The 26,779-nt window shown below is 68.9% G+C and carries 20 protein-coding genes, 4 tRNA genes and 1 pseudogene; 11 read left to right on the forward strand and 14 right to left on the reverse strand.

Going from position 1 to position 26,779, the window contains the following annotated elements; genetic code table 11:
• The first annotated feature begins 209 nt into the window (after positions 1-209).
• Together KGQ19_RS10950 and KGQ19_RS10955 are read left to right on the forward strand one after the other, a co-directional pair.
• On the forward strand, positions 210-542 hold the full coding sequence (locus KGQ19_RS10950; RefSeq protein ID WP_212008992.1) for a YnfA family protein: 333 nt from the start codon (positions 210-212) through the stop codon (positions 540-542).
• 15 nt (positions 543-557) lie between these two features.
• On the forward strand, positions 558-1,298 hold the full coding sequence (locus KGQ19_RS10955; RefSeq protein ID WP_212008993.1) for an MBL fold metallo-hydrolase: 741 nt from the start codon (positions 558-560) through the stop codon (positions 1,296-1,298).
• A 25-nt stretch (positions 1,299-1,323) separates the two neighbouring features.
• On the opposite strand, the gene KGQ19_RS10960 is transcribed toward KGQ19_RS10955, so the two are convergent.
• The 5 genes from KGQ19_RS10960 to KGQ19_RS10980 form a co-directional block, all read right to left on the reverse strand.
• Entirely contained in the window at positions 1,324-2,271 is a 948-nt protein-coding gene (locus KGQ19_RS10960) for an Ig-like domain repeat protein (protein ID WP_212008994.1), read from the reverse strand.
• Positions 2,272-2,429: 158 nt separating this feature from the next.
• Complete coding sequence (locus KGQ19_RS10965) at positions 2,430-3,569, reverse strand: cytochrome c oxidase assembly protein (RefSeq protein WP_212008995.1); 1,140 nt, start codon at positions 3,567-3,569, stop codon at positions 2,430-2,432.
• A gap of 126 nt (positions 3,570-3,695) precedes the next feature.
• A complete protein-coding gene (locus KGQ19_RS10970; RefSeq protein WP_212008996.1) occupies positions 3,696-5,114 on the reverse strand; it encodes an ABC transporter substrate-binding protein in 1,419 nt (472 codons plus the stop codon).
• A 58-nt stretch (positions 5,115-5,172) separates the two neighbouring features.
• A complete protein-coding gene (locus KGQ19_RS49480) occupies positions 5,173-6,003 on the reverse strand; it encodes a carbohydrate ABC transporter permease (protein WP_212008997.1) in 831 nt (276 codons plus the stop codon).
• Complete coding sequence (locus KGQ19_RS10980) at positions 6,000-6,860, reverse strand: carbohydrate ABC transporter permease (protein ID WP_212008998.1); 861 nt, start codon at positions 6,858-6,860, stop codon at positions 6,000-6,002. Before KGQ19_RS10980 ends, KGQ19_RS49480 begins: the two co-directional genes overlap by 4 nt.
• A 530-nt stretch (positions 6,861-7,390) precedes the next feature.
• Here KGQ19_RS10980 and KGQ19_RS10985 point away from each other — a divergent pair.
• Positions 7,391-8,461, forward strand: a complete 1,071-nt coding sequence (locus tag KGQ19_RS10985; protein WP_212008999.1) for a DUF475 domain-containing protein — start codon at positions 7,391-7,393, stop codon at positions 8,459-8,461.
• 71 nt (positions 8,462-8,532) lie between these two features.
• Here the strand turns inward: KGQ19_RS10985 and KGQ19_RS10990 are convergent, their stop codons facing one another.
• Positions 8,533-9,030, reverse strand: a complete 498-nt coding sequence (locus tag KGQ19_RS10990) for a nuclear transport factor 2 family protein (RefSeq protein ID WP_212009000.1) — start codon at positions 9,028-9,030, stop codon at positions 8,533-8,535.
• A gap of 122 nt (positions 9,031-9,152) precedes the next feature.
• Between KGQ19_RS10990 and KGQ19_RS10995 the strand changes: the two genes are divergently transcribed.
• On the forward strand, positions 9,153-9,641 hold the full coding sequence (locus tag KGQ19_RS10995) for an ATP-binding protein (protein WP_212009001.1): 489 nt from the start codon (positions 9,153-9,155) through the stop codon (positions 9,639-9,641).
• A gap of 138 nt (positions 9,642-9,779) precedes the next feature.
• On the opposite strand, the gene KGQ19_RS11000 is transcribed toward KGQ19_RS10995, so the two are convergent.
• The 3 genes from KGQ19_RS11000 to hrpA form a co-directional block, all read right to left on the reverse strand.
• A complete protein-coding gene (locus KGQ19_RS11000) occupies positions 9,780-12,614 on the reverse strand; it encodes an ATP-binding cassette domain-containing protein (protein ID WP_212009002.1) in 2,835 nt (944 codons plus the stop codon).
• A 186-nt stretch (positions 12,615-12,800) separates the two neighbouring features.
• Positions 12,801-13,649: an SAM-dependent methyltransferase gene (locus tag KGQ19_RS11005; protein ID WP_212009003.1), complete on the reverse strand. Its 849-nt coding sequence runs from the start codon at positions 13,647-13,649 to the stop codon at positions 12,801-12,803.
• 131 nt (positions 13,650-13,780) lie between these two features.
• On the reverse strand, positions 13,781-17,713 hold the full coding sequence (gene hrpA / locus KGQ19_RS11010; protein ID WP_212009004.1) for an ATP-dependent RNA helicase HrpA: 3,933 nt from the start codon (positions 17,711-17,713) through the stop codon (positions 13,781-13,783).
• Positions 17,714-17,796: 83 nt separating this feature from the next.
• Here hrpA and KGQ19_RS11015 point away from each other — a divergent pair, with 83 nt between their 5' ends.
• Positions 17,797-18,408 (forward strand): hypothetical protein, encoded by a 612-nt coding sequence (locus KGQ19_RS11015; protein WP_212009005.1) that lies wholly within the window; start codon positions 17,797-17,799, stop codon positions 18,406-18,408.
• Positions 18,409-18,436: 28 nt separating this feature from the next.
• Here the strand turns inward: KGQ19_RS11015 and KGQ19_RS11020 are convergent, their stop codons facing one another.
• Complete coding sequence (locus KGQ19_RS11020; protein WP_212009006.1) at positions 18,437-20,074, reverse strand: ABC-F family ATP-binding cassette domain-containing protein; 1,638 nt, start codon at positions 20,072-20,074, stop codon at positions 18,437-18,439.
• Positions 20,075-20,165: 91 nt separating this feature from the next.
• On the opposite strand from KGQ19_RS11020, the gene KGQ19_RS11025 reads away from it, so the two are divergent.
• Positions 20,166-20,804 carry an alpha-ketoglutarate-dependent dioxygenase AlkB gene (locus tag KGQ19_RS11025; protein ID WP_212009007.1) on the forward strand — a complete coding sequence of 213 codons (639 nt, stop codon included), beginning with the start codon at positions 20,166-20,168 and terminating at the stop codon, positions 20,802-20,804.
• A gap of 45 nt (positions 20,805-20,849) precedes the next feature.
• Here KGQ19_RS11025 and KGQ19_RS11030 read toward each other — a convergent pair.
• Positions 20,850-20,921, reverse strand: a tRNA-Val gene (locus KGQ19_RS11030).
• Between the two features lie 431 nt (positions 20,922-21,352).
• Here KGQ19_RS11030 and KGQ19_RS11035 point away from each other — a divergent pair.
• Positions 21,353-21,766, forward strand: a complete 414-nt coding sequence (locus KGQ19_RS11035) for an SsgA family sporulation/cell division regulator (protein WP_212009008.1) — start codon at positions 21,353-21,355, stop codon at positions 21,764-21,766.
• A gap of 140 nt (positions 21,767-21,906) precedes the next feature.
• Here KGQ19_RS11035 and KGQ19_RS11040 read toward each other — a convergent pair whose 3' ends face one another.
• From KGQ19_RS11040 to KGQ19_RS11050, 3 genes are all read right to left on the reverse strand, one after another.
• Positions 21,907-22,743 (reverse strand): aminotransferase class IV, encoded by an 837-nt coding sequence (locus KGQ19_RS11040; protein WP_212009009.1) that lies wholly within the window; start codon positions 22,741-22,743, stop codon positions 21,907-21,909.
• A 16-nt stretch (positions 22,744-22,759) separates the two neighbouring features.
• Positions 22,760-23,809, reverse strand: a complete 1,050-nt coding sequence (locus KGQ19_RS11045) for a chorismate-binding protein (protein ID WP_307856389.1) — start codon at positions 23,807-23,809, stop codon at positions 22,760-22,762.
• A 168-nt stretch (positions 23,810-23,977) separates the two neighbouring features.
• Positions 23,978-24,847, reverse strand: coding sequence for a S1 family peptidase (locus KGQ19_RS11050; RefSeq protein ID WP_212009010.1), 870 nt, complete (start codon positions 24,845-24,847; stop codon positions 23,978-23,980).
• 373 nt (positions 24,848-25,220) lie between these two features.
• Between KGQ19_RS11050 and KGQ19_RS11055 the strand changes: the two genes are divergently transcribed.
• The 4 genes and pseudogenes from KGQ19_RS11055 to KGQ19_RS11070 form a co-directional block, all read left to right on the forward strand.
• Positions 25,221-25,293 (forward strand) — tRNA-Gly (locus KGQ19_RS11055).
• A gap of 49 nt (positions 25,294-25,342) precedes the next feature.
• Positions 25,343-25,413, forward strand: a tRNA-Cys gene (locus KGQ19_RS11060).
• Positions 25,414-25,451: 38 nt separating this feature from the next.
• Positions 25,452-25,523 (forward strand) — tRNA-Val (locus KGQ19_RS11065).
• Positions 25,524-26,566: 1,043 nt separating this feature from the next.
• A pseudogene (locus KGQ19_RS11070) lies at positions 26,567-26,779 on the forward strand (MFS transporter); the annotation flags it as partial.

The following is a 26,779-nucleotide window of genomic DNA, read 5'->3' on the forward strand; positions in this document are numbered from 1 at the left end:
TGAAGGTTAGAGGGACGCTGTGGAGTGAACATCTTTGCGGATTTTTGACCGCTGTCGATGTTGGTCGGGCCGCACCTGGAATCGGTCTGAGTCATCAAAGTTTGTGTTGATATCAAATGGTACGAGCAGGCGTCGTGGCGCGTGACGCCTTAAGCTGGCGCGCGGTCGCGGTCCCACCCGGGAGCGCTGGAGCCGAGAGGTCGGGTGCAGTGACGGTCGTACGGTCCATCGCACTGTTCGTGGTTGCTGCGGTTCTGGAGATCGGTGGGGCGTGGCTGATCTGGCAGGGCGTGCGGGAGCATCGCGGCTGGGGCTGGACGGCGTGCGGGGCGGTGAGTCTGGCGCTGTACGGGTTCGTCGCGACGTTGCAACCCTCCAGCGACTTCGGTCGGGTGCTGGCCGCCTACGGCGGTGTCTTCGTGGCGGGCTCCTTACTGTGGGCCTGGGTGGCCGACGGGTACCGGCCGGACCGCTTCGACCTCATGGGCGCGGCGATCTGCCTGGTGGGCATGGGGGTCATCATGTACGCGCCGCGCAAGTGAGGGCATCATCGACGCATGCGGGTGACGGTACTGGGCGGCAGCGGGGCGTGGCCGACGAACACTGAGGCGTGTAGCGGGTTCCTCCTACAACACGAGGGGTTCTCCCTTCTGGTCGACGCGGGGTACGCGGTCCTGCCGCGGCTGCTGGACCTGATGCCCGCGGAGCGGTTGGACGCCGTCTACATCACGCACGGACATCCGGATCACTGCGTTGATCTCAATCCTCTGCTTCGAGCCCGGGCCCTGGGCGGGGCGGACCCCGACCCACTGCCGGTCTACGCGCCGCACCGCGCCTTGGACGCCGTGTTGGCGCTGGACCGGCCGGGCATGCTCGACGCGGCGTTGCAGCGGCACGACTTCGAGCCGGGGGCGGACTTCTCAGTCGGGCCGTTCGACCTGAGGACCGCCCTGCTGCCGCACTGGGTGCCCAACGCGGCGGTCCGGGCCACGGCCGGCGGCCGTTCCGTCGTCTACACCGGGGACGGCGGTCCGGACCCCGCGCTAGTCGAGTTGGCGCGGGGCGCGGACGCGCTCGTCGCCGAGGCCACGTATCCGGAGGTGATGGCCGCCGACGACGCCCCCTATCTGTCGACCGCCTGGCAGGCGGCCCGGCAGGCTGTGGAAGCGGGTGTGGGCAGGTTGGTGCTGACGCATCTGTGGGCGGGTTCGGAGCCGGGGCGGTACCTCGACGCGGCGGCTCGGGAGTACGACGGCCCTACCCTCGTCGCCACCGGCGGGCTGTCCTTCGAGGCGTAGACGAGCCGGTTGGCGTACCTCCCGCTCATTCCGCCGTCACGCTCACCGGACCGGAATCGCTCGGAGCGTGCTCGGAATCGCCACTGTAGGCCGCGGAGGCGGTGTGCTCGCCCGGACCCAACTCGGCCTTCACCATGGCCCGGCCGCCGGACAGCGGGATCGGCTCGGACGAGGCGCCGTCGACGGAGAACACCACGGTGCCGGTCGGCGCGGAGGCGCCGGGCGCGCGGTGTGCCATCGACACCCGGGCGGTCATGATCACGGCCCCGTCCTCGGCGTTCGACGCGGTCAGCTTGGTGGCCGTCGAGGTCTGATCCGGGGAGGAGGTCTTCGGGCTGGAATTCTGCGGGTCGTCGCTGGACGGGCTCGGCGCGCTCGCGCTGGATGCCGAGCCGGCCGCGGTGCCAGTGTCGGCACCACCATGCGCCGCAGCCCGACCGGTGCCGGTCGAGTGGCCGGTTCGAGTGTGACCGGTCGCGCCGGAGCGACCGGCGCTGCCGTGCCCGGTGGTGTGAGAACCGGTGGTGTGGGAAGTCGAGCGGCCGGTGCCGGCGCGCCCGGAAGACGTGTGCCCGGCCGTGCCCGAGTGGCTGGCGCCTGCGTGCCCGGCCGAACCTGAATGGCTGCTACCGGTGTGCCCGGCGGTGTGAGAAGTCGAGCGGCCAGAGCCGGTGTGCCCGGCGGCCGTGCTCCCGGCGGTGCCGGAGTGGCTGGCGCCGGAGTGCCCGGTGGTGGAGTGCCCAGTGCTGGAGTGGCCAGCGCCGGAGTGGCCAGTGTTGGAGTGCCCGGTCGCGTGCCCACCCTTGTGACTCGCGGCATGACCGGCACCGGCGGTGTGCCCGGTCCCCGGTCCCGCGGGCTGCCCGGCGGCGAACGCCGCCCCCGGCGCCAGCACCAGCGCGGCGGCCGCGGCCGCGACCACCGCCCCCGAGCAGCGGCGGGTGCGGGGTGTCATCTGAGTCGTGCGAAACATGGTTGTCCTCCAGATCGAGGTGATCGGTGACCATCGGCGCGGTTACCGGTGGTGAGAACAACTCTCCCGGACATCCACAAAAGGGACATCCGTCATCATACTGAGATCAACCTGCGGTGATCGTACGAGGCTGAACGGGTGACGTCGGCCCCGGCCGGTCACTCGTCCTCGATGAATCCGTACCGTCGCCCGAGCACCGGATCGGTCTCCCACCAGGGGCGGGTCCGCTTCGCCGCTTCGCCGGAGCCGCCCGCGCCGACCGTGGCCGCAGAAGTATGAGAAATAGACACCGGCGTAGACGCGTCTACGGCAACCGACTCGTCACCCTCGACGGCGGCGGCAGAACCGACAGCGTCGGCAGTGCTCGTAGCACCGACAGCACCCGCAGCACCGGCAGCACTCGAAGCCGTGCCGTAGACGATCTCCCCGGACGCCTCCATGGCGTCCAGCTCCGCGTCCACCTGGGCGGCCTTGTCCCGGTCCTCGTCGAACATCCGCCGCCACAACGCCCCGAGGAACGGCACGCCGGCCAGGTCCCCGATGAGCCACAGCGCCCCGCCGCCCCACACCTGGTCCTGTTTGGGCGTCGGCCCCCACGGCTTGTTCAGCGCGGTGTACCAGTCCCCGGCGATCAGGTGGTGGCCGAACATCAGCGTCAGGCCCAGCGCCCCGTCCGCGATGGCCTCCGCGAACGTGATCCACACCGACACCAGGTGTGGGTACTCCTTCGGCACCGGGTCCAGGCGCAACCGGGTCCAGTAATAGAAGAACCCGAGCCCGGACAACACGAAGCTCAGCACCCATGCCGCGCCGCGCGAGCGCAGGGTGTCCTCGTAGATCGGCGAGAAGTAGACGGTGAACGGCGTCACCAGGAACACGATCGACACCACGGCCGGGAAGGTCAGCAGGGCCGCGACCCGCGTCGCCAGCGCCCACTGCACCGCCGCGGCCAGCCAGCGCGGGCCGCCCTCGATCATCAGCCGCACCGGCGTCCCGAGCGCCAGGAAGAGCGGCGCCACCATGAGCAGCGTGATGATCTGCACCGCGCGCGGCCAGAACATCACCTGCTGGTAGACGCCCAGGAAGGACATCGTCGTCCAGGCGAACACCGCCAGACCGATCAGGAAGACGATCGTGCGGTACACCGGCCAGCGCTCGCCGCGCCGCCGCACCACCAGCGTGCCGCTCACATAGAGCACCGCCAGAGCGAGCAGTATCACCCCGACGGTCGGGTTCACCCGCCACGCCGAGCCCAGCCGGGCCCCGGTCAGTGGAGCGGGCAGTGGAACCGCCGTCAAGGCTCGCGTCACCATGGGTACCGGCCCCTGCTCAAGTCGTCGTGCGTGGTGGATCCGCCCCGAAAAGGACGGGAAGCGCAGCCATTTTATGACTGCGCTTCCGGCGGTTCGCGGGCGGGGCGGAGGTTAGCCGCTGACCGCCGAGTTGTAGTCGCTGATCAGCTTGGAGATCTTCGACGAGGCGTCGGACAGCGCGGAGTCGGCGGAGGTGCTGGTGGTCGCCACGTTCAGCATCGCCTGTTCCAGATCGGCCCGGGCCTGCGGCATCACGCCGAGCAGGCAGCCGGCGGTGGCCGGCGTCGGCTGGGTGGCCTGCAACTCGTCGATCGCGGTCTGGAACTGCGGGTGTGCCTTGCGGTAGGCGACGTCTGTCGGGTCCTGCAATGCCGAGATGCTGACCGGGAAGTAGCCGGTCGCCTCATGCCAGCCGGCCTGCTGCTGCGCCGAGGCCGCGAACTTGGCGAACTCCCAGGACGCGCGGACCTCGGCGTCGGAGTGTCCGACCCGGTCGATCCACAGCGAGGCGCCGCCGACCACCGGGCCGCCGCTGTCGGACGCCGAGATCTTCGGGAACGGCGCGGTGGCCACGGTGAACGGCGAGGCGGACTTGGCACCGGCGTCGACGTAGCCGCCGAGCACGCCGGTGGACTCCAGGTTCATCGCGACCTTGCCGGCCTTGAACGCCGCCTGGGCGTCCGGGGTCGGCCGGCCGGTGTTCAGCGCGTAGCCGCCCTTGACCAGGTCGGACCACCAGTTGGTGTAGGTGAGCGCCGCGCCCGAGGTGATGTTCAGTTTGGTCGCCGCGGCGGTGCGGCCGTTGCCGTTGTCGCAGTACAGCGCGCCGGACTCGGCGGCGAGCTGTTCGACGAACCAGCCGTAGTCGGCGGCTCCGAAACCGTACTGCGTGGTCTTGCCGCTGGAGTCCTTGACCGTCAGCTTCTTGGCGTCGTCGGCCAGGTCCGCCAGGGTCTTCGGGGGGTTCGTCGGGTCCAGCCCGGCCTTCTTGAACGCCTCGGCGTTGATGTACAGCAGCGGCGCCGAGGAGTTGAACGGCATCGACTGCAGCTTGCCGCCGACGGTGAAGTAGTTGGAGATGTTCGGTTGCAGGTCGGACAGCGAGTAGCCGTCCTTGGCGGCGAGGTCCGCGATCGGCACGGTCTGCTTGGAGTCCACCATGAACCGGGTGCCGACGTCGTAGATCTGCATGATCGACGGCGTGGAGTGGCTGGAGACGGCCGTCTTGTACTTGGCGATCGCGTCGTCGTAGCTGCCCTGGAAGCTGTCCGTGACGTGGATCTTGCCCTGGTACTTGGCGTTGAAGGCGTTGACGATCGCGGTGACCGCCGTCTGGTTGGTGCCCTGCATGCTGTGCCAGAAGGTCAGGTTCACCACGCCCTTGGCATTTGTCAGGGCGTCGGCGCCGGGGACGCCGCCGGACGACGAACCGCCCTTGGACGACGAGGAACTGCAGGCCGACATAGCGACTCCGGCAGCCAGCAGTCCGGCCGCCACGCGCAGCGAGCGCGCGCGGAGTGTTCTCCTCATTGAGTTTCTCCCCTGTGAACGTGGATGTGGAGGTGGAAGTGGATGGTGCTTGGCGTGCCTACTTGACGGCCCCGCTGGTCAGGCCCTTGACGATGAACTTCTGCCCGAACACCACCAGCAGCAGCGTGGGCAGCACCGAGCAGGCGACGCCGGCCAGGATCAGCCGCGGGTCGGCGGACTCGGAGTTGTTCAGCTGCGACATCCCCAGTTGCAGCGTCTGCATCTTGGGATCGTCGGTCACCAGCAGCGGCCAGAAGTACTGGTTCCAGGCGGACAGGAACGAGTACACGGCGATCGCGGCGATGGTCGGCCGCGACACCGGCACCACGATCCGCCACAGGAACCGCAGGTGTCCCGAGCCGTCGATCTTGGCCGCGTCCCGCAGCTCCATCGGGAACTGCAGGAACGACTGCCGCAGCATGAAGGTGCCGAACGCGGAGGCCAGGAACGGCAGCACCAACGCGAAGTAGGTGTTCGCCAGGTGCGCGTTCGAGATCGTCTTGTAGTTCGGGATGATGATCGCCTCCCAGGGGATCATCAGCGTCGCCAGGAAGAGCCCGAACACGGCCTTGCGCCACTTCATCGGCAGGAAGACGAACGCGTAGGCGGCCAGCAGGGAAGTCAGAACCTGGGCCGCCGTGATGATCCCGGCGACGACCACGCTGTTCAGATACTGGCGGCCCAATGGGATCGCGTGGAACACGTCCGCGAAGTTCCCGGGGTGGATCCCGGAGGGGACCAGCGCCGGCGGCGCCTTGATCAGATCGCGGGTCGGCATGATGCTGCCGGCCAGCGCGTAGTAGACCGGGAAGACCACCGCGAGCGCGGCGATGATGAGGACCAGATAGACCAGGACCTTCGCTACGCGGTCCTTCACTAGCGCGCTCACCGGTAGAACACCTTCCGCTCCAGCACCCCGAACTGGATCGCGGTGAGTACCAGCACGATGAACAGCAGGACGATGGCGTAGGCGCTGGCCGTACCGAGATCGCTGTTCCCGTTCTCGAAGCCCTTGTTGTAGATCGCGTACACCAGCGTCATGGCCTTGCCGCCGGGGCCGCCCTCGGGCGCGAGGATCCGGATGGAGGCGAACGCCTGGAGCGAGTTGATGGTCGACACCACTGTCAGGAAGAACAGTTGCGGCGACAGGAGCGGCACCATCACCGAACGGTGCAGCCGCCAACCGGTCGCCCCGTCCAGCCGCGCGGCCTCGATGATGTCGCCGGGGATAGCCGCCACCCCGGCCGACAGGACGAGCACGTTGTAGCCGAGCGTCATCCACACCTGCACGACCACCACCGACAGCAACACCCACTTGGGGTCGGTCAGCCAGCCCACCGGTTTGCTCCCGAAGTGCGCGAGCATCCCGTTGGCGATGCCGACCGCCGGGTTGTAGATCACCGCGAAGATGACCGAGGCGCTGGCCGCGGAGAACGCGAAGGGCAGGGCGAACGCGCTGCGGAAGATCCGGATCCCCCGGATCCGCGACTCCATCAGCAGTACCAACGCCAGCGCGCCCAGGACCCCGGGGATCACGGTCATCACCGTGAACATGGCCGTGGTCTCGAGGATCTTGTAGAACCCGGAGTCCGAGAACATCTCCCGGAAGTGCTTGAGCCCGACGAAGCGCGAGGAGTTCCCGAAGATGTCGCTGCCGTGGGTACTCAGCACGAAGGACTGCACGAGTGGATAGAGAATGAAGATCGCGAATATCGCCAGCGACGGCAGGAGGAACAGCCAGGCCAACCCGTGATCGCGCGACAGCAGAGCGGATCGACGCCTTGTGCCGCCGCCCCGTGCTGTCGCCAGTGTCGCGTCAGCGTCATGCGACGCCCCGTCCAACGCGGTCAAAACCCCACCCCTTTGATCAAGTACTTGAATCGAGAGCCCGTTGCTTGACAGCACGCGGAGCCTCGTTCCGCTGATCAGCGTGGCGGCGTCTGTCGAACGAACGGTGGCGACGGGGAGTACCCCAGGCGACAAGTTCCCCGGAGGGCGCGGATGAACCCCTTCGCGGGGCGTCTCATCGTGCTCAGAAATCGCCGGAGGCCGTTTAGGGATCTTCCGGATAGGCTGGCGTGCGGGTCCTCGACGAGTGGTAGCACGGCAGCCGAGCAAGAGCCCATTTCCCGGAACCCGGTCGTGTATTAGAAGTCTGAGTAGGGCATCCTAAGTACAGACGGTGGGTGCGCGTCACGCGGCGCCCGATCACGACGGCGCGGTCGGCTCTTCCGGCGTTCCCGGACGGCTGCGTGCTTGGCAGAAAGGGCCGTGACATGCGCGGACGGGACTTCGGTGTCGCCTACGGCGCGACGCTGCTGGGCCTGGCGCTCGCCTTATGGCTCGGCGGCGTCGAATCGGCGACCGTCGTGGCGATGTTGGCCGTGCTGGAGGTGGCGCTGTCCTTCGACAACGCCGTGGTGAACGCGACCGTGCTGCGCAGATTCGACGAGCGCTGGCAACGGATCTTCCTCACCGTCGGCGTGCTGATCGCGGTGTTCGGGATGCGGCTGGTCATCCCGATGCTGGTGCTGGTCGCCGTCACCCAGCAGGATCCGCTGCACGTACTGAGCCGGTCCATCAACGACCCCAACGGCTACGCGCACGAAATCCTCAGCGTGCAGCCGCTGATCGCGGCGTTCGGCGGCGTGTTCCTGCTGATGATCTTCATGGACTTCTTCCTCAGCGGGCACGACCAGATCTGGCTGCCGTTCTTCGAGCGGCGGCTGGCCGCGCTCGGCGAGCGGTTCAAGCCGCTGGCGCTGGAGGCGTTCCAGGTGGTCGGCGTCGTGCTGTTCCTGCTGATCGCCGCCAGAACGTTCGCGACCGATCATCCGGTCGGCGTCCCGGTGGCCGGCGTCACCGGGCTGGTGACGTACTTCGCCATCAAACGGCTGTCCGAGGCCGCGGCGGACCGCAGCGAGGTGCTGGCGGAGAGCGCGGACGCGCGGCCGCCCCAGGGCCGCCAGGCGTTGATGCTGTTCGTCTACCTGGAAGTCCTGGACGCGACCTTCTCCTTCGACAGCGTCATGGGCGGCTTCTCGGTCACCGTCGACGTCGCGCTGTTCACCATCGGCCTGGGCATCGGCGCCGCCTATGTCCGCAGCCTCACGGTGTTCCTGGTCCGCAAGAAGGCGCTGGACCGGTACGTCTACCTCGAACACGGCGCGTACTACTCGATCGGCGTACTCGCCGTCCTGCTGCTGGTGGAGATCGGCCCCGACGTCCCGGACTGGTTGGCCTCGCTGGCCGGCACGTCCATGATCGTCGCGGCGTTCATCCACTCGGTGGTGAGGGCGCGGGGGGAAAACGAGGCGGGCGCCGACCACCGCGCGCTGAAGCACTGACGGAGCGGCCGCGCGGCGCGCGTGCCGACGCCGTCCCCGACGTCGAGCCGCCCGCCGCGAACCCGGCCCCCTCAGGACGCGTGGTGCCCGTCGCCCGCCTTTCCCGCCGTGTGCACCGCGACGGCGACCCGCCACGTCTGGAGCATGACGAGCTCTGAGATCCGCCAGCCCTTGTCGGTCCGCCGGAAGTTCACTGAGTAGTAGCCCCCGCCGGGGTTCCACATGTCGCCCTTCTGGCCCGGTATCCGTACCGACATCGGGTTGAAGAAGTGCGCCTCGGCGACGGCTGTGTCCCCGTGGATGTCGAAGCGGCGGTTCACTATGAGGTGCGCCCGTACTGGAACCAGCTGCAGGGACTTCTCCAGCCACTGCTGGGCGTCCGCTACAGAACCGCGGGGACCTCCGCTGGACTGGTAGTCGAAGACGGCGTCCGCGGTGGCCAGGCGTGTGAGCTCCGTCACCTGGTCGGTGTCGATCGCCACCGCATAAGCCGTGAGCAGGTCGTCGAGAGCGAACCGGTCGGCCACAGCGCGCTCGCTGTTCAAGAGTGCCTCCAAATGAACGTGCATTCGCAGGAGTGAATCTGCCGTGCATGGGGCATGACTGCCAAGGCACGGACAGCAGGGCAACTGTACCGACGGCGGGGGAGCCGTTCCGAAACGGAACGTAGCGCGCCACTACGTGTGAGGTGATGGAAGTGCTCGGGGTCGAGCGGAAGCCGAAGAGCGGCTACCGGATCACCTTCGCGGTGCCCACGAAATCCGAGGGCGCCTCGGCGGCGCGCCGGGTGGCCCGCGAGGTCTTCGTCGACTGGGGCCTGGATCTGGACGAGCCGATGGTGGACTCGGCCGTCGTGATCATCAGCGAGCTGGTCACCAACACCGCCAAGCACGCGGCGTTGCTGTGCCGCCAGGCGGAGGTGACGCTGGCGATGGAGTACGGCTGTCTGACGGTGGCCGTCCACGACCGCCACCCGCACCGGCCGAAGGCCCTGCTGAGCCCGCACCCTGATGACAGCGGCGGCTGGGGACTGCAGTTGGTGCGCGACCTGACCGCGGAGGCCGGCGGGCGGACCGAGGTGCCGGCGGATCCGGACGGCGGCGGGAAGACTGTGCGAGTAGAGCTGCCTTTGCGCGCGGTCCGCTATTGGGCGTTGGGCGCTACGGTCGGAGCCGCATAGCGGAGGATCGTTCAGCGATCGCCAGAGAGACGTATGGTGCGCGTCCCGGAAGACCGGAACGCGCACCTTTTGTCTACCAGCGCTCTATAGCCTTATAGCTCCATCGCTCTATAGCGCTATGGCCTTGCCCTACTTGCCCTACTTCCGTTTCGGCTGACCCACCGGCCGGATCGCCACCCACGCCCCGCCGATGCACACCACGGTCAGCGCGCCGAGGGCGGCCATGTCGCCGTACCAGGTGCTGGACTTGTGTGCCTGCGTCGAGTCGCACTTGGCACCCGGAAGCGGTCCGCGCGGCAACGTGTCGTTGCAGCCGGTCCCCAGCAGGATGTCGGCGTTCGCCGTGGAGGCGGCGGCCGAGTAGCCCCACTTGGCCGAGGCCAGGTAGCTGGCCTGGGCCAGCCCCGGGGTCTTGTTGACCGGGAACGCGGAGCCGGTGAACAGGAACTCGGCGAACAGGATGACCGGCAGGATGGTCAGCGCCTTGTCGCCGTTCGAGACGAACGCCGAGATCAGCAGGCCCAGCGCCATCGCGGCCAGGCCGGCGAGGGCCACATCGACGAACAGCTCCAACTGGCCGGAGGATATTACGGAGCCGTTGCCGGGTCCGCCCTGGCGGACGATGCCGAGGAACACCAGGACCGCGGCCTGTGCGATGGTCAACAGGCCCAGCAGGATCACCTTGGACAGCACATAGGCCGATGGTGACAGCCCGATCGCTCTTTCCCGGGTGAGGATCGGTCTCTCCTTCACGATCTCGCGGATCGAGTTGGAGGCGCCGAGGTAGGTCGCGCCGAGCACCAGCGCCAGCAGCACCGAGCCGGCCTTGCGGGCGGCGACCGGGTCGTTCGTGGACAGGTCGTTGGAGCCCAGTACCGCGAGCATCAGCAGGCCCAGGATCGGCGCCTGCATGAACAGCATCATGGTGTTGCGCTTGTCGGCCCACACCACCGAGCTGAACCGCTTGAACAGGGTGTTCAGCTGGTGGCCCCAGTGCGGGTTCGCCGCCGGTGTCGCGGCCTGCTGCGCGTTGGCCTGGCCGTTGACCTTGTTCAGCTGCGCGCCGAGCGGAGCCTGGACGTACTGCTGGTCGGCCGGGGAGCCGGCGAAGGCGTTCTGTGCGAAGCCGGGCGCGGCGCGGTCCAGGTCCTGGAAGACCTCCGCATAGGTGCTCCTGCTGAAGAACTGCAGGGTCTCCGGCGGCGGGCCGAAGAACGCGGTCTGCCCGCCGGGCGCCAGGAACAGGATGCGGTCGCAGCGGTCCAGGCTCTGGATGCTGTGGGTCACGGTGATGACTGTGCGGCCGCCGTCGGCGAGCTTGCGCAGCAGGTCCATCACCGACTTCTCATAGCCCGGGTCCAGGCCTGAGGTCGGTTCGTCCAGGATCAGCAGGCTGGGCCGGGTCAGCAGCTCGATCGCGACCGAGGTGCGCTTGCGCTGGCCGCCGGACAGCTTCTCCACGGCCAGGTCCGCGCGCTCGACAAGACCGAGTTCGGCCATGACCTCCTCGACGCGGTGGTTGCGTTCGGCGGCCGGGACGTCCGGCGGGAAGCGGAGCTGTGCGGCGTAGCGCAGGGCGTCGCGGACCTTCAGCTGCGGGTGCAGGATGTCGTCCTGCGGGACGTAGCCGACGCGGTTACGGAGCTCTGCGTAGTTCGCGTACAGGTCGCGCCCGTTATAGAAGACCGCGCCGCGGTCTGCCGGACGGTTTCCAGTGAGGGCCTTCATCAGGGTGGACTTGCCGGCGCCGGTCGGGCCGAGCACCGCCAGGAAGTCGCCGCCCTCCAGGGCGAAGCTCACGTTGTCCAGCAGGACCTTGGGTCCGGCCAGCACACCGAGGTTCGCCGCGGAGAAGGTGATGCCGCCGGTGTCAACGAACTCCTGGAGAACTCCGTTGTGGAAGCGGAGCAGGTGCCGGGCGATCGCGATGATCGCGCCCTCGCGCACCTCGGCCTTGTTGACGCGGACGCCGTCCAGGTAGGTGCCGTTGTGGCTGCCCTTGTCCACGATCTCGAAGCGGCCGCCGCGGAACACCAGCTCGGCGTGGAAGCGGGAGGCCTGCAGGTCGTGCAGCACGATGTCGTTGGTCGCGTCGCGGCCTATTCGCAGCGTGTTCGAGGTCTGGTAGACGCCGGTGTACTCACCCAGGCGGGGCTGCTGCGGCTGCTGCGCGGGGCTCTGCTGGGGAACATATGGAACGGCCTGCTGGACGGCGCCGGGCTGCTGTGCCCATGGCTGCTGCGGAGGGACGTTCCCTCGCGGGGGGTTTCCGGGCCCGCCTATAGGAGCGCCGCCTCCTGGGCCCGCGCCGGGAGCACCCGTCGGCGCACCTATAGGGGCACCCATGGCCGCGCCCATAGGCGCACCGGTTGGAGGGCCGACGACCGGCTGCATGGGCCGGGTGTGCTGTCCCCGCGATCCCTGCTGTCCCTGCGGTCCGGGGTGGCCCTGCTGTCCCTGATACGGCTGCCCCGGGTGTCCTTGCTGATGCGAGGGACCGGCTTGCGGCACGGGACCGGCTTGCGGCGCCGGAACTGCTTGCGGTGCCGGACCGGCCTGCGGTGCCGGACCGCCCTGGGGCCCGGGTCCAGCCAGCGGAGGCCGCTGCCCGCCTTGCTGATATCCGGGCGGCGGCAGGTTGGGCCGCTGCGCACCGGGGACCAGCCGCACTTCCTGGCCGTCCACCGGGTGTCCGAGCCGTACCACGACCGGGCCCGGCAGCGTCATCGGCTGCGTCAGGCGGGTGTTCTGGACGAACGTGCCCTGGCTGGAGGAGTCCTCGAGGACCCAGGCGCCACCCTGTATATAGAGCGTGGCGTGGACCCGGGACGCCCGGGCCTCGGCGACGATCACGTCCGCCTGGTTGGGGTCGCGGCCGATGACGACCCGGCGGGTTCCGTCGAAGACCCGCTCGTTCCCGTCGGGAAGGATCTGGAGGGTCAGCGGTGCGGCCTGTTCCGGTTGCTGGGACACGGGGCCATCATTTCGGCTCCGGCCCCCGGCCTGCAACGCCGGTCCGGAACCGTGAAGGGGCTGTGACATGGGCGATGTCGCAGGTCCCTGGCTTGTGCCGGGGTCAGGCCGGCGGCCCAGGGCAGGACGTTCCGGGACAGTCGGGACAGCAAGGAGAGGTAAACCTATGAACCCCGTTAGGGGTTATCACCGCTTCCGGCCGACCGCGCCGTACATCCAGTACCGGTCGATATCGGTCGGCAGTTCTTCGGTCGGCCGCCATTCGGGCAACCGCACCAGACCGGGATCGACCAGGTCGAAGCCGTCGAAGAACCCGGATATCTGGGCGTGATCGCGCAGGGCGCCTTCAGAGGCCTGCTGGTAGGCCTCCATGCCCTCCAGGTCCTCCGGTAGCAGGTCCGAACCGGCATGCGAGATCACCAGGTGGCTGCCGGGGACCAGGTTCTCGGTCAAGGCGGCGACCAGGCCCGCCGGATCGGCATCGTCGGTGATGAAGTGCAGCACCGCCACCATGAGCAGGGCGACCGGCTGGTCGAAGTCGATGAGCGCGGTGACGTCGGGGTGCGACAGGATCGACTTGGGATCGCGAAGATCGGCCTCGAAGACCCGGGTCCGCGCCTCGTCGGCGAGCAGCGCCCGGCCGTGCACGGTGACCAGCGGATCGTTGTCGACGTAGACCACCGTGGCGTCGGGGTGCACGGACTGGACCACCTCGTGGGTGTTCCCGGCGGCCGGCAGCCCCGCGCCGATGTCCAGGAACTGCTTCACCCCCTGCTGCGCCGCGTAGCGCACGGCCCGCCCCAGGAAAGCCCGGTTCGCCCGCGCCAGCACCGGGAGCACCGGCATGGTCTCGACCAGCTGCTCGGCGACGGCCCGGTCAGCCGGGAAGTTCTGCTTGCCGCCGATGAAGTAGTCGTAGATCCGCGCGGGGTGCGGCTTCGAGGTGTCTATCCGGCTTCCGGCATCGGCACCACCGCCGCTGGCGGAGTCGGTGGCGACGGGGTCGGACCACGGGGTTCCGGCAGCGGGGCTCATGGCCTCGGATCATACCGGCGTTACACGAGCGCTGATACGTAGATGGGAAATGCCGTTGAGCCGAATAATGCGACACCGGATAGCGCGGTCCTGCGCCGCACGGTGCCGGGTGGCAGGGCGCCGGATGCCGGTCAGCCCTCGATCGCGTCGATCGCCCGGTAGATCCGCTTGGCCGACACCGTCTCCGGCGTCCCGAGCTGCTGGGCGAACAGGCTCACCCGCAGCTCCTCGATCATCCACCGGACCCGCCGGACGTCCGGGTCGCCGCGGCGGCCGGCGGGCAGGCGGTCCAGCAGCAGCTGGTACTCGTCGCGGACGTCGTGGATCTGGAACATCAGGAGCTGGTCCTGGTTCGGGTTGTCCGGGAGCTTGTCCAGCCGCCGGTCGATGGCCCGCAGGTAGCGAACCAGTTGCGGCAGCTGGTCGAAGCCGGCCTCGGAGACGAAGCCCTTGTGGATCAGCCCGGTCAGCTGATCGCGGACGTCCGCGAGGGCGGTCAGCAGGGAACGGCTGGTCGTGCCCTTGAGCTTGCGCTCCACCTCGTGCGAGACGGACAGGATGCGCTCGACGGTGTGCACCACCTGCATCGAGGTGTCGGCCAGCTCGGCACGGACCGCGTCGAACAGCTTCTGGTACCCCGCCTCGTCCCAGGCCGGGCCGCCGTTCAGGGCGATCAGGTGGTCGGCCGCGCAGGCGACGCAGTCCTCGAGCAGTGCCACGGCGTTGCCGTAGGGGTTGTGGCTCAGTGCCAGCTTCGCCGGATTGCTCAGCCGGCCGTTGATGTGCTTGATCGGCGAGTTGACGTTCAGCAGCAGCATCCGGCGGGTGCCGGTGGCCATGGCGCGGCGCTGGTCCTCGGCGGTGTCGTAGAGCCGTACCGCGACGCTGTCGCCGGCGTCGGCCAGCGCCGGGTAGGCCTTCATCGTCAGCCCCCGGCGCTTCTGCTCGAAGGTCTTCGTCAGCGTGCCGACGCTCCAGTTCTTCAGCCCCTCGCGGGCCAGGCCGTCGGCGGCGTCGTTGATGACGTCCCGGGTCTTGACCTTCAGCGTGAGCTTCAGCGCCTCCAGGTCCTTGCCCTCGGCGAGCTTGCGGCCCTTGTCGTCGACGATCCGGAAGGTCATCTTCAGGTGGTCCGGCACCCGGTCCAGGCCGAAGTCCGTGGGCTCGACCCGGTGTCCGGAGACGGCGCGCAGCTCGCGGGCGATCGCGTCCAGCAGCGGGCCCTCGTGGGGGATCAGGGTCTTGCGCAGCGCCCGGGCGAAGTTCGGCGCCGGGACGAAGTTCACCCGCAGCTGCTTGGGCATCGACTTGATCAGCGCGGTGAGCAGCTCCTCCCGCAGGCCCGGGATCAGCCAGTCGAAGCCCTCCGGCGCGACCTGGTTGAGCACCGCCAGCGGGATGTGCACGGTGACGCCGTCGGCGTCCGTGCCCGGCTCGAACTGGTAGGTCAGCCGGAACTTCATCCGGCCCTGCCGCCAGGAGTCCGGGTAGTCCTGCTCCACCACGGCGCCCGCGCCGTCGTTCATGAGCATCGACTTCTCGAAGCTCAGCAGGTCCGGCTGCTCCCGGCTGGTCTTCTTCCACCAGGAGTCGAAGTGCCGGGCCGAGACCACGTCGGCCGGTACCCGGTCGTCGTAGAAGACGAACAGTGTCTCGTCGTCCACGAGGATGTCGCGGCGGCGTGCGCGGTTCTCCAGCTCCTCGACTTCGGCGAGCAGCTTGCGGTTCTCGGAGAAGAACTTGTGGTGGGTCTGCCAGTCGCCCTCTACCAGCGCGTGCCGGATGAACAGGTCGCGCGACACCTCGGGGTCGATGCTGCCGTAGTTCACCTTCCGGGAGGCCACGATCGGGATCCCGTAAAGGGTCACCTTCTCGAACGCCATGACGGCGCCTGCAGACTTCTCCCAGTGAGGTTCGCTATAGGTGCGCTTCACTAGATGCTGCGCCAGAGGCTCTGCCCATTCCGGCTTGATGGTGGCGACCACGCGCCCCCACAGGCGGGACGTCTCGACCAGTTCCGCCGCCATGACCCACTGCGGCGACTTCTTGAAGAGGACTGAGCCGGGGGAGATGGCGAACTTCGCACTGCGGGCGCCGATGTACTCGAAGGAGTCCGTGTCCTTGAGGCCGATGTGCGAGAGCAGTCCGCTCAGCAGGCTGATGTGGATCTGGTCGGGGCCGGCCTCGGTGCTGTTCGGGGTGAGCTCCAGCTGCTTGGCGATCTGCTTGAGCTGGCTGTGTACGTCCTGCCACTCGCGGATGCGCAGGTAGTGCAGGAACTCCGCTTTACACAGCTTCCGGAACTGGTTCGAGGAGAGCTCTTTCTGTTGCTCCTTGATGTAGTCCCAGAGCTTCAGCCACGCCAGGAAGTCCGAGCCCTGCTCCTTGAAGCGCGAATGCTTCTCCGCGGCCGCCTGCTGCTTGTCCGCCGGGCGCTCGCGCGGGTCCTGGATGGACAGCGCGGCGGCGATGATCATGATTTCCTTCAGCGCGCCGTTGCGGTCCGCCTCCAGGACCATGCGCCCCAGCTTCGGGTCCACCGGGAGCTGGGCCAGCTTGCGGCCGACCGGGGTCAGGCGCTTGCGGTGGTCCTGCTCCTCGGGGTCGAGCGCGCCGAGTTCGTGGAGCAGGTTCACCCCGTCGCGGATGTTGCGGGCGTCCGGCGGGTCCAGGAACGGGAACGCGGCGACGTCGCCCAGGCCGAGCGCGCTCATCTGCAGGATGACGGACGCCAGGGAGGTACGCAGGATCTCCGGCTCTGTGAACTCCGGGCGGGAGAGGAAGTCATCCTCGCCATAGAGCCGGATGCAGATGCCGTCGCTGGTGCGGCCGCAGCGGCCCTTGCGCTGGTTCGCCGAGGCCTGCGACACCGGCTCGATCGGCAGGCGCTGCACCTTGGTGCGGTTGCTGTAGCGGGAGATGCGTGCGGTGCCCGGGTCGATCACGTAGCGGATGCCCGGGACGGTGAGACTGGTCTCTGCGACGTTGGTCGCCAGGACGACGCGGCGGCCGGCGTGCGACTCGAAGACCTTGTGCTGTTCGGCGGTACTCAGGCGCGCGTATAGGGGGACGATCTCTGTGGTGCGTAGATTGCGCTTCTTAAGGGCGTCCGCCGTATCGCGGATCTCGCGCTCTCCAGAGAGGAACACGAGTATGTCGCCGTGGCCCTCCCGGCCGAGTTCGTCCACGGCGTCGCTGATCGCCTGGATCTGGTCGCGGTCTCCGGCATCGCCGTCCGCCTCGGGATCCTCTAGGAGGAGCGGCCTATAGCGGACCTCTACCGGATAGGTGCGGCCGGATACCTCAACGATCGGGGCGTCCTTGCCGTCCTTGTCGGCGAAGTGCCGGGCGAAGCGCTCCGGGTCGATGGTCGCCGAGGTGATGATCAACTTCAGGTCGGGTCGGCGCGGCAGCAGGTTCTTGAGATAGCCGAGCAGGAAGTCGATGTTCAGCGACCGCTCGTGTGCCTCGTCGATGATGATCGTGTCGTAGCGGCTCAGCGTCCGGTCCTGCTGGATCTCGGCCAGCAGGATGCCGTCGGTCATCAGCTTGACCAGCGTGCCGTCGCTGGAGTGGTCGGTGAAGCGGACCTTGTAGCCGACGCTCTCCCCGAGCGGCTGCCCCAACTCCTCGGCGATGCGCTCGGCCACGGTGCGGGCGGCCAGCCGGCGCGGCTGCGTGTGCCCGATCAGCCCGGCGACGCCCCGGCCCAGCTCCAGGCAGATCTTCGGGATCTGCGTCGTCTTGCCGGACCCGGTCTCGCCGGCGATCACCACGACCTGGTGGTCCCGGATCGCTGCCGCGATGTCGTCCTTGCGCGCGCTGACCGGCAGGTTCTCCGGATAGGTGATCTTCGGGACGCTGGCCCGCCGGGCCTGCGCCCGCCCGGCGGCCACCAGGATCTCGGCCTCGATCTCCGCGGCCACCGCCTGCAGCGCCTGCGGATTGCGGATGCGTCGGGCGCCGTCGATACGGCGCGACAGGCGACGCCGGTCATGCGGCGTCAGCTCCACGAGGCGAGCGGTGAGCTCGGCGAGCGGAGCCGGTTTGAGCTGAGAGTCCATGGCAAGTCAAGGATAGGCTGCGCCCGGGCATTACTTCTTCTGGTTATCGCCGGGGCGACGCCGCCGGCGGATAGGAGCACGCGATGGGTTCCAACCAGACCACCAGGGCATCCCTGCACGGGATCGCCGAACTGCTGCTCGCCGGGCCGCAATACCGGCAGCACGGCACCATCAGGCTGCGGGTCCTGCCCGGCGCCTTCTCCACGATCGTGGCCCCCGACCTGCGCGTCGATCACCTGAAGGTGCGGGCCCACGACACGGCGGTGGAGGTGCGCGGCGCCACGTACGCCGAACTCGGGTCCCGATTGGGCGTGATCGCGGGTGCCCCGGAAGGGCTGTACCAACACGGCTCCGGGGCGCAGCCGTCGGACCGTCCGGTCCTCGACCCCCGCGCCGCCCGGGTGCTCCTCGACGCGCTGGATCGCGGCGACCAGGGCCTGCGCCGCTTCGCCCCGGATCAGATACCGGTGCTGTGGCCGGAGCACTTCGATGTCGCCATCACGGTCAACGAGGTCAACTACGGCGTCTCCCTCGGAGACGACTACCTGGACGATCCCTACATGTACGTCGGGCCCCACAAGCCGCGCACAGGCACGTTCTGGAACGCGCCGTTCGGGGCGGTGCGCCCGTTGGCGGCGACGGTCGACGAGATCGCGGCGTTCTTCGCGGAGGGGCAGCAGGTGCTCCGCGGCTGACCGCTTCCGTGTCAGGGAAGCGGCTGCCTCAAAGCTCGGTGACCTTCCCGTCGGCCACATCCAGCCGGCGGGTGGTCTGTACAGCCTCCAGCATCCGCCGGTCGTGGGTCACCAGCAGCAGCGTCCCGGGGTAGTTCGCCAGCGCCGACTCCAGCTGCTCGATCGCCGCCAGGTCCAGGTGGTTGGTCGGCTCGTCCAGCACCAGGAGGTTCACGCCCCTGGCCTGGAGCAGGGCCAGGGCGGCGCGGGTCCGTTCACCGGGGGAGAGGGTCGCCGCCGAGCGCAGGACGTGGTCCGCCTTCAGGCCGAACTTCGCCAGCAGGGTGCGGACCTCCGCCGGTTCCATCTCCGGGACCTGAGCCTCGAAAGCGCTCAGCAACGCCTGGTCGCCGAGGAACAGGCCGCGAGCCTGGTCGACCTCGCCGACCACTACGCCGGGGCCGAGGGAGGCGGTGCCCTCGTCCAGCGGGACCCGCTCCAGCAGCGCGGCGAGCAGGGTGGTCTTGCCCGCGCCGTTGGCTCCGGTGATCGCGACCTTCTCGGCCCAGTCGATCTGCAGGCTCACCGGGCCCAGAGTGAAGTCGCCGAGCCGGACCACGGCCTCCCGCAGCGTCGCGACCACAGCGCCGGAGCGGGGTGCGGCGGCGATCGTCATCCGCAGCTCCCACTCCTTGCGCGGCTCCTCGACGGCCTCCAGGCGCTCGATGCGCTTCTCGGTCTGTCGGGCCTTCGCTGCCTGCTTCTCAGTCGATTCCGCGCGTGCCTTCGCCAGGATCTTGTCGTTGTCCGGCCGCTTCTTCAGAGCGTTCTTGACGCCCTTGTCCAGCCAGTTGCGCTGCATCCGGACCCGGGCTTCCAAGCCCGCCTTCGTGTCGGCGTACTCCTCGAACTCCTCGCGGGCGTGCTGGCGCTCTACTTCGCGCTCCCGCAGGTAGTCCTCATAGCCGCCGCCGACTTGGCGGATCAGCTGCTGGACCAGGTCGAGCTCCACGACCCGGTTCACGGTGCGGGCCAGGAACTCGCGGTCGTGGCTGATCAGGACCACCGGAGCGCGCAGTTCGGAGACGAAGCGCTCCAGGCGCTCCAGGCCGTCCAGGTCGAGGTCGTTGGTCGGCTCGTCGAGCAGGAAGACGTCGTAGCGGCTCAGCAGGAGCGAGGCCAGGCCGGCGCGGGCCGCCTGGCCGCCGGACAGCGAGGTCATCTCCAGGTCCAGATCCACGGCCAGGCCGAGGTCGGCGGCGACCGCCTCGGCACGCTCGTCGAGGTCTGCGCCGCCGAGGTTCAGCCAGCGCTCCAGGCCCTCGGAGTAGGCGTCGTCGGCACCGGGCGCGCTCTCCACGAGGGCGGCCGTCGCGGCGTCCAGGGCCTCCTGTGCGGCCGTCACGCCGGTGCGGCGGGACAGGAACTGCCGGACGGTCTCCGCCGGCCGCCGTTCGGGCTCCTGCGGGAGGTGGCCGATCGTGGCGCTGGGCGGGCTCAGCTGGACCCCGCCGTGCTCCGGTTGGTCCAGCCCGGCGAGCAGGCGCAGCAACGTGGACTTGCCGGCGCCGTTCACCCCGACCAGGCCGACCACGTCGCCGGGGGAGACCGATAGGTCCAGGCCGGAGAACAGGACGCGGTCGCCGTGGCCGGCGGTGAGTTCCTTGGCGACGACCGTGGCGCTCATGCGGCGTGACTCCCGTGGTGCTCTTGAAGTTGGGCTGTTGTGCGCCTCGACGATAGCCGCCCGGTCAGCGGTTCCGCTTAGAATTGAACACATGTTCGACGACGCGTGGTTCCAAGGCTCGCTCCTCGACACCGACACGCCCGAATCCGTCGGCGCGCTCGGTGCCGCGGTCGAGCGCGTGACGCTGAGCGACGGGGCCTGGGTGGACCTCCGCCGCGGCTGGATCTCGGGAGCGGACGACCTGTTCGCCCGCCTTCTGGAGTCCGTGCCCTGGCGCGCGGAACGCCGGAAGATGTACGAACGGGTGGTCGACGTCCCCCGCCTGCTCTGCTTCTACGGCGACGGTGAAGACCTGCCGGACCCCATGCTCACGCAGGCGCGGGCGGCCCTCGACGGCCACTACGGACCCGAACTCGGCGAGCCCTTCACCACGGCCGGCCTGTGTCTGTACCGCGACGGCCGGGACAGCGTGGCCTGGCACGGCGACACCATCGGCCGGGGCTCGTCGGAGGACACCATGATCGCGATCATGTCCCTCGGCACCCCGCGGGTCCTTGCCCTGCGGCCCCGAGGCGGCGGCGCCACGCCGGTCCGCTACGAAGTCGGCCACGGCGACCTGCTGGTCATGGGCGGCAGCTGCCAGCGCACCTGGGAACACGCGGTGCCGAAGTCCGCACGGCCGCTGGGCCCGCGGATCAGCGTTCAGTTCCGGCCGAGGGGAGTGCGGTGAAAACACGAAACCGCCACCTCGAAGAGATGGCGGTCGAATTCTGTGTGGGCGATACTGGGATCGAACCAGTGACCCCTGCCGTGTGAAGGCAGTGCTCTCCCGCTGAGCTAATCGCCCGTGCTTGATCGTCGCGCGCCTCTAGGGCCGTTCCGACGTCCGTAACCTTACCGCATCCGGACGGCCCCGCGCGCACCCCTTTCCCCTTGCGGCGCGCGCCGCGGTTGAGGCGTTATGCGTAAGGGGCGGCGACCCGCCGGGAAGGGTGGAATTCGTCACACTGTGTCACCGGTGGTATACGGTGGGTTCTGTCCCGATTCGGGGGATTGCGCCGCGGGTCGCCGGGGCGCCTGTCGTGCACGTCAAGGTCTTGTCCTCGACCTGATGGCCTACGCACATCGCCGTATACCGGGCACACGGGTTTACCGACCACCGGACCGTGGCATTCCTCCTTCGCGCCCCTCGACGCGGACCAACTGGTCCGCGGGGGTGTGAACCGCTGAGTTCGGGACCGCCCGCCTCGGCGCACTCCTAGCGAAAGGCCGACCGCCATGAGCTCATCGGTCACCTGTGAGCTGCAGCTGCGTCTCGTCATCTCCGGCGACTCCTCGCTGCCGGTCCCCGCGGGCCTGCGCTACGACACCGCCGACCCTTACGCCGTCCACGCCACGTTCCACACCGGCGGGCAGGACACCGTGGACTGGGTCTTCGCCCGGGAACTGCTGGCCGAGGGGCTTCGTCGGCCCACCGGTACCGGCGACGTCCGGGTGTGGCCCTCGCGCAGTCGCGGCCAGGCCATCGTGTGTCTGGCGCTCAGCTCGCCCGAAGGGGAGGCGCTTCTGGAGGCCCCCGCGCGGGCCCTGGAATCCTTCCTCAAGCGCACCAACACGGCCGTCCCGCCAGGACTGGAGCACCGGTTCTACGACCTGGACGCCGAGCTGATGCACCTCTTCGCCGACAACTGAGGCGCGAACCCCCGGAACCGCTGAGCCCCCGCCGATGCGATCACCATCGGTGGGGGCGTTCCGTTTCTTGCGCAGGTTCTCTGCGGGTTCGCTATAGCGTTTCTCTATAGCGTTCTTTGCAGAGAGTTCTACAGCTGGTTCTACAGCGGGTCGTGGTCCTCGGCGGACCGCTCGGCGAACACGGCCATCACGTCCTTGGTGACCGGGCCCGGCGCGGCCAGCTCGCGGCCGTCCGCCCGGTGCACGCCCTGCACGTCGCGCAGCGTCGAGGTCAGGAAGATCTCGTCGGCGTCCAGCAGCGTCTCCAGCGGCAGGTCGGTCTCCTCGACGGCCGGGATCCACTTCAGCACCAGGGCGCGGGTGACGCCGGCCAGGCAGCCGGTGTCCAGGGTCGGGGTCAGGATCCGGCCGTCACGGACCACGAAGATGTTGCTGCCGGTGCCCTCGCACAGCCGGCCGGCGGTGTCGGCGAACACCGCCTCGGTGGCTCCGGCGTCGCGTACGTGGGCCAACGCCTTGGCGTTCTCGGCGTAGGAAGTCGTCTTGATACCCGCCACGGCTCCGCGGTCGTTGCGGGGCCAGGGCACGGTGGCGATCACCGTGGTCTCGGCGTGCGCCTTGCTCGCACCGACCGCCACCACCAGCGTGGGCCCGTGGTCGCCGCGCTCGGAGCCGAGCGGCGCGAGCCCCGCCGAGTAGGTGATCCGGATCCGGGCCAGGGGCGGGACGTCGTTGGCGAGCAGGGTCTCGGTCACCGCGTGCCGGACGGCGTCGACGTCCACCGGCGGCAGCCCCAGGCCCTCGGCCGAGCGGACCAGCCGCTGCAGGTGCCGGGTCAGGGCGAAGGGGCGCCCGCCGACCGCCTTGACCGCCTCGAACACACCGTCGCCGACGGTGAATCCGTGGTCGAAGACCGAGATGTGCGGGATCGAGGCGTCGACCAGGCCGGAATCGACCCAGACTTTGTCAGTGCTCATGGCTCACAAGTCTCCTTCACTCGCCGACAAGCTGCGGACCCGAGGCGACCGCCAACAACCGCGCGGCCTTGAGCTCGGTCTCGTCCCATTCTCCCAGCGGATCCGATCCCCAGGTGATCCCGGCCCCGGTACCGAAGCACAGGCGGTCTTCCCGCCACCAGAAGGTGCGGATCCCCACGGCGAGTTCGCCGAGCCCGCGGTCGGCGTCCACCCAACCGATGGCGCCACAGTAAGGGCCGCGCGCGGCGTTCTCAAGATCGTCGATGATGCGCAGGGCACTGCTTTTCGGCGCGCCGGTGATGGAACCCGCCGGAAAGGTCGCCGCGACCAACTCGGGCCACCCGGCGTCCGGGGCGAGGTCCGCGGTCACGGTCGACACCAGGTGCACCAGGCCGGGGTGCGGCTCGACGCGCAGCAGCGAGGGCACTTCAACCGTGCCCACCTCGGCGACCCGGGCCAGGTCGTTCCGGACCAGGTCGACGATCATGATGTTCTCGGCGGTGTCCTTGGGCAGGAACTCCGCAGCGGTCCGCGCGGTGCCCTTGATGGGTTCTGAGGTGACGCGGCGACCGTCACGGCGGAGGAACAGCTCGGGAGACGCGGTCACCACTCGGGTGCCGGGCACGTCCACCACGCCGGCGTACGGAGCGGGATTCCCTAAATAGAGGCGCGCCGCCAGGGCAACAGGATCGGCCTGCGGAGCGATCGGCGCAGACAGTACGCGACAGAGGTTCACCTGGTAGGCCTCGCCGACGGCGATCTCGTCGCGGATGGCTTTGACGGCACCGACGTAGGCACCCTGATCCATCGAGGAGACCCAGGCGTCGCGATCGGGGCCGACCCAGGGTGTCGTCGGCGGGGGGAGCGGGGCGTCCCGAACGTGGTCGAAACGGGCCAGGGTCCAGTCGCCTTCGTAGGTGCCCACGACGGCCCAGAAACCGACGGAGTCCAGGGCGGTCAGATCCGAGGTGACGTCGCGCAGGCCGGTAGCGAGCCGACCCGCGAAGTGGGCCAGGGGCTCGGCTCCGGTGGGTATGTGCGGGGCGTGCTGGGCGAGGGAGGGCACGCCCTCATTGTCTCTCGACGCGATCTCTGGGCTCGTGGGCGGCTCTGTAGAGGGGGCCAGGCTCTCTTCATTGCGCTCGGCTACCCTCCGGTTGGCGCGGCCGCCGGGCACGATCACCTGCCGTGTGTGGTCACCTCACGGGCCGTTGCCTTGCCCGGCCCGGCCACCTCACGGCCCGAAGTCGGTCGCCCCGCTCGTCGCCGCCACGAAGGTGTGGATATCCGGCGCCGACAGCCGGGTGAAGACGCCCGGCGTGCCCGGGACCGCGCAGCCGTTGCCCCAGCTGGTGACCCCGATCAGTTCCCAGGTGCCGCCGGGCAGGGCGGTCAGCAGCGGGCCGCCGCTGTCGCCGGTGCAGGCGTCGTGCCGGCCGTCGCCGCCGGCGCACAGCATTTCCTGCGGGTAGAGCTGGGGATTGCGGACACCGTCGAACACACCCTGGCAGGCCGTGTCGCCGACCACCGGCAGGTCCACCTGCTGTAGCTCGTCCGGGTACACACCGCCGCCGACGTCGGCCGGGCCCTGCGCCTGGGTACTGCCCCAGCCGATGGCCCGGGCCGGGGCACCGGCCTGCTCATAGGCCTGGTTGCCGGAGGTCGGCATGGTCGGCGAGTCGACACCGGCGATCGGCGAGTCGAGCCGCACCACCGCGGCGTCGTCGGCCTCCGTGGCCGAGTCCCAGGCCGGGTCGACGTGGATGGCGCCGGGCACCCGAATCGCGCCGCCATCCGCGGACAGCACGGTACGGCCGACGATGATCCGCTCCTTGGGCTGCCCGTCGGTGGTCAGCTGCCCGACCGACCACTGATCCACGCAGTGCGCCGCGGTCAGCACCTCATCCGGCGCGATCAGCGTCCCGCCGCAGATGGTCAGATAGTTGTTGCCCGCCCACTGCTGAAGCGCGGCCATGAACGGATACGCCCCGTCCGGCGCCGCCGCACCCCCGACGATCCGCGGGATCGGCCGCAACGCCTCCGCCGCCGGCTTCGAAGGCGCCGCCAACGCCGTCGCCGCGGCCACCCCCGCCACGGTCAACATCCCCGCAACGCTCCACGCCGCCATCCGTGCGACCCGCCGCCTCAGCCGCGCCATCGCGCACCTCTTCCCGTTCACACCCGAAACCGAACCGCACGCCGGAACCCGTCCGCCGACCCGCACCATGCTGGCCGCGCCGACCAGCGCACCGACCCGCCACCGCCGCCGAACCACCCGAACGAATGGCGACTCATTGTAGCGACATGATCGCCCAGCGAGACCACAAGCACCGTTCTGCCCGCCTTCAAGCCGATTTCAACCCAACCATGTGACGCCTGAGGGGAATGGTTTTTGGATCCCCGCCCCGATCCGCTACAGTTCATGGTGTCGCCAGGGGGCGCAACGAGGGAAACCGAGTAAAACCCCGACAGCGCACGCGGATGTGGCTCAGTTGGTAGAGCATCACCTTGCCAAGGTGAGGGTCGCGAGTTCGAGTCTCGTCATCCGCTCGGACGGAAGGCTGGTCGGGTACCGTGCTCCACGCCTGATCGGCCCCACGGTGGTGTGGCCGAGAGGCGAGGCAACGGCCTGCAAAGCCGTCTACACGGGTTCAAATCCCGTCACCACCTCGCACGAAGGCAAGACCGCAGGACAACAGAACAAGCACGGGCGATTAGCTCAGCGGGAGAGCGCTTCCCTGACACGGAAGAGGTCACTGGTTCAATCCCAGTATCGCCCACATAGAAGAAGGCTCCGGACCAGACACGGTTCGGGGCCTTCTTGCTGGTCAGGGCCTTGCGGCGGGAATACGGATCGTGATCCTTGGAACGGGCGAGCGAGCGACGTTCCCGGCTGTTCCCGGTCTCGGCCGACTGAACACGGGGAAGGGCCCAAGCAGGGTGCCTTTCTTCGTGGTCAGATCCGACGTGCCAGAACAGCTTGTCGTCGATCAAGTCGTAGCCGACGAACAGGTGCCGGAGGCCATCGTTGCGGTCGCAGGTGGCCCGGTGACTTGGTAGCGGGCCCGGTCCGGATGGGCGTTCTTGCCGCTGATCGTGGCCCAGTGTCGGCTGCGGTGAGGCTTCAGGTTCGACGGGCTGAACTCGTCCAGGCACCAGATCACCTCCGGCTCGCCCGGCTCCGTTGTGACCTCGCCGTCGTCGATCGCATACAGGTACTCAACCGGGCCTTCTTTGCCTCATAGTCCGGGTCCTCGGTTGTGGACGACGTCACGGATGCGGTCTTCGCTGGTGAACGTCACGTCAGAGACAGGGGCGGCGGCGCGGTACCCACTTAGTGGCGGCAGCGGTGGCGCCCTGATGGAGACCGGATCCCGGCACACCGGTGGTGGTGGCCACGGCTGGCGGCGGAAAGCGTGCGGCCGCTATGGAAAGGGCGAATGCCGACGGCGCTGACAGCGGCCCTGAGGTTGCTGCTGGCGGTTCGCGGTGGCAGTCGTGAGTCGCTGGGGGCGGCGTGGCTGTGGTGGGCGGGGATCGCTCCCTTGTCGATCGCGCCATCGGTTTGTTCTCGCTTTGTGATGGTGGCGGCGTTGTCAGCCCGGGTGGCGGTCGGTGGCTGTTTCATTGCCCTGACAGTGCTGCCTTGAAGGTGTGTGTATCGGGTGGTCCTGCCTTGTCGTCGGCGGGTCTTGTGGTTGGCGATCTTGGGGGTGAAAAGGCGGTGCGGTTGTCAGGGGTGGTCAGTAATCTCTGATGCGGCGCTGCGGTGGTTACCTGGTGTCTGGCGGCGACCTGGACTGGGGTGGGGATGCGGGCGAGGGTGCTGCGTGTGCTGGATGTCGGGGGGTTGCCGCGCGTTTTCTGGTGGGTGTGGTTCAGCACGTTGGTGGCGCGGACGGGGGCTTTTGTCGCGCCGTTTCTGTCGTACTACTTGACGCGGTCGTTGGGGCATTCGGCGGCGTTCGCGGGGTTCGTTGCCGCGTTGAATGCGGTGGGGGCTGCGGTGTCGGCGGTGGTCGGGGGTGTGCTCGCG

The organism is Catenulispora pinistramenti (assembly GCF_018274385.1).
GTDB lineage: Bacteria > Actinomycetota > Actinomycetes > Streptomycetales > Catenulisporaceae > Catenulispora > Catenulispora pinistramenti.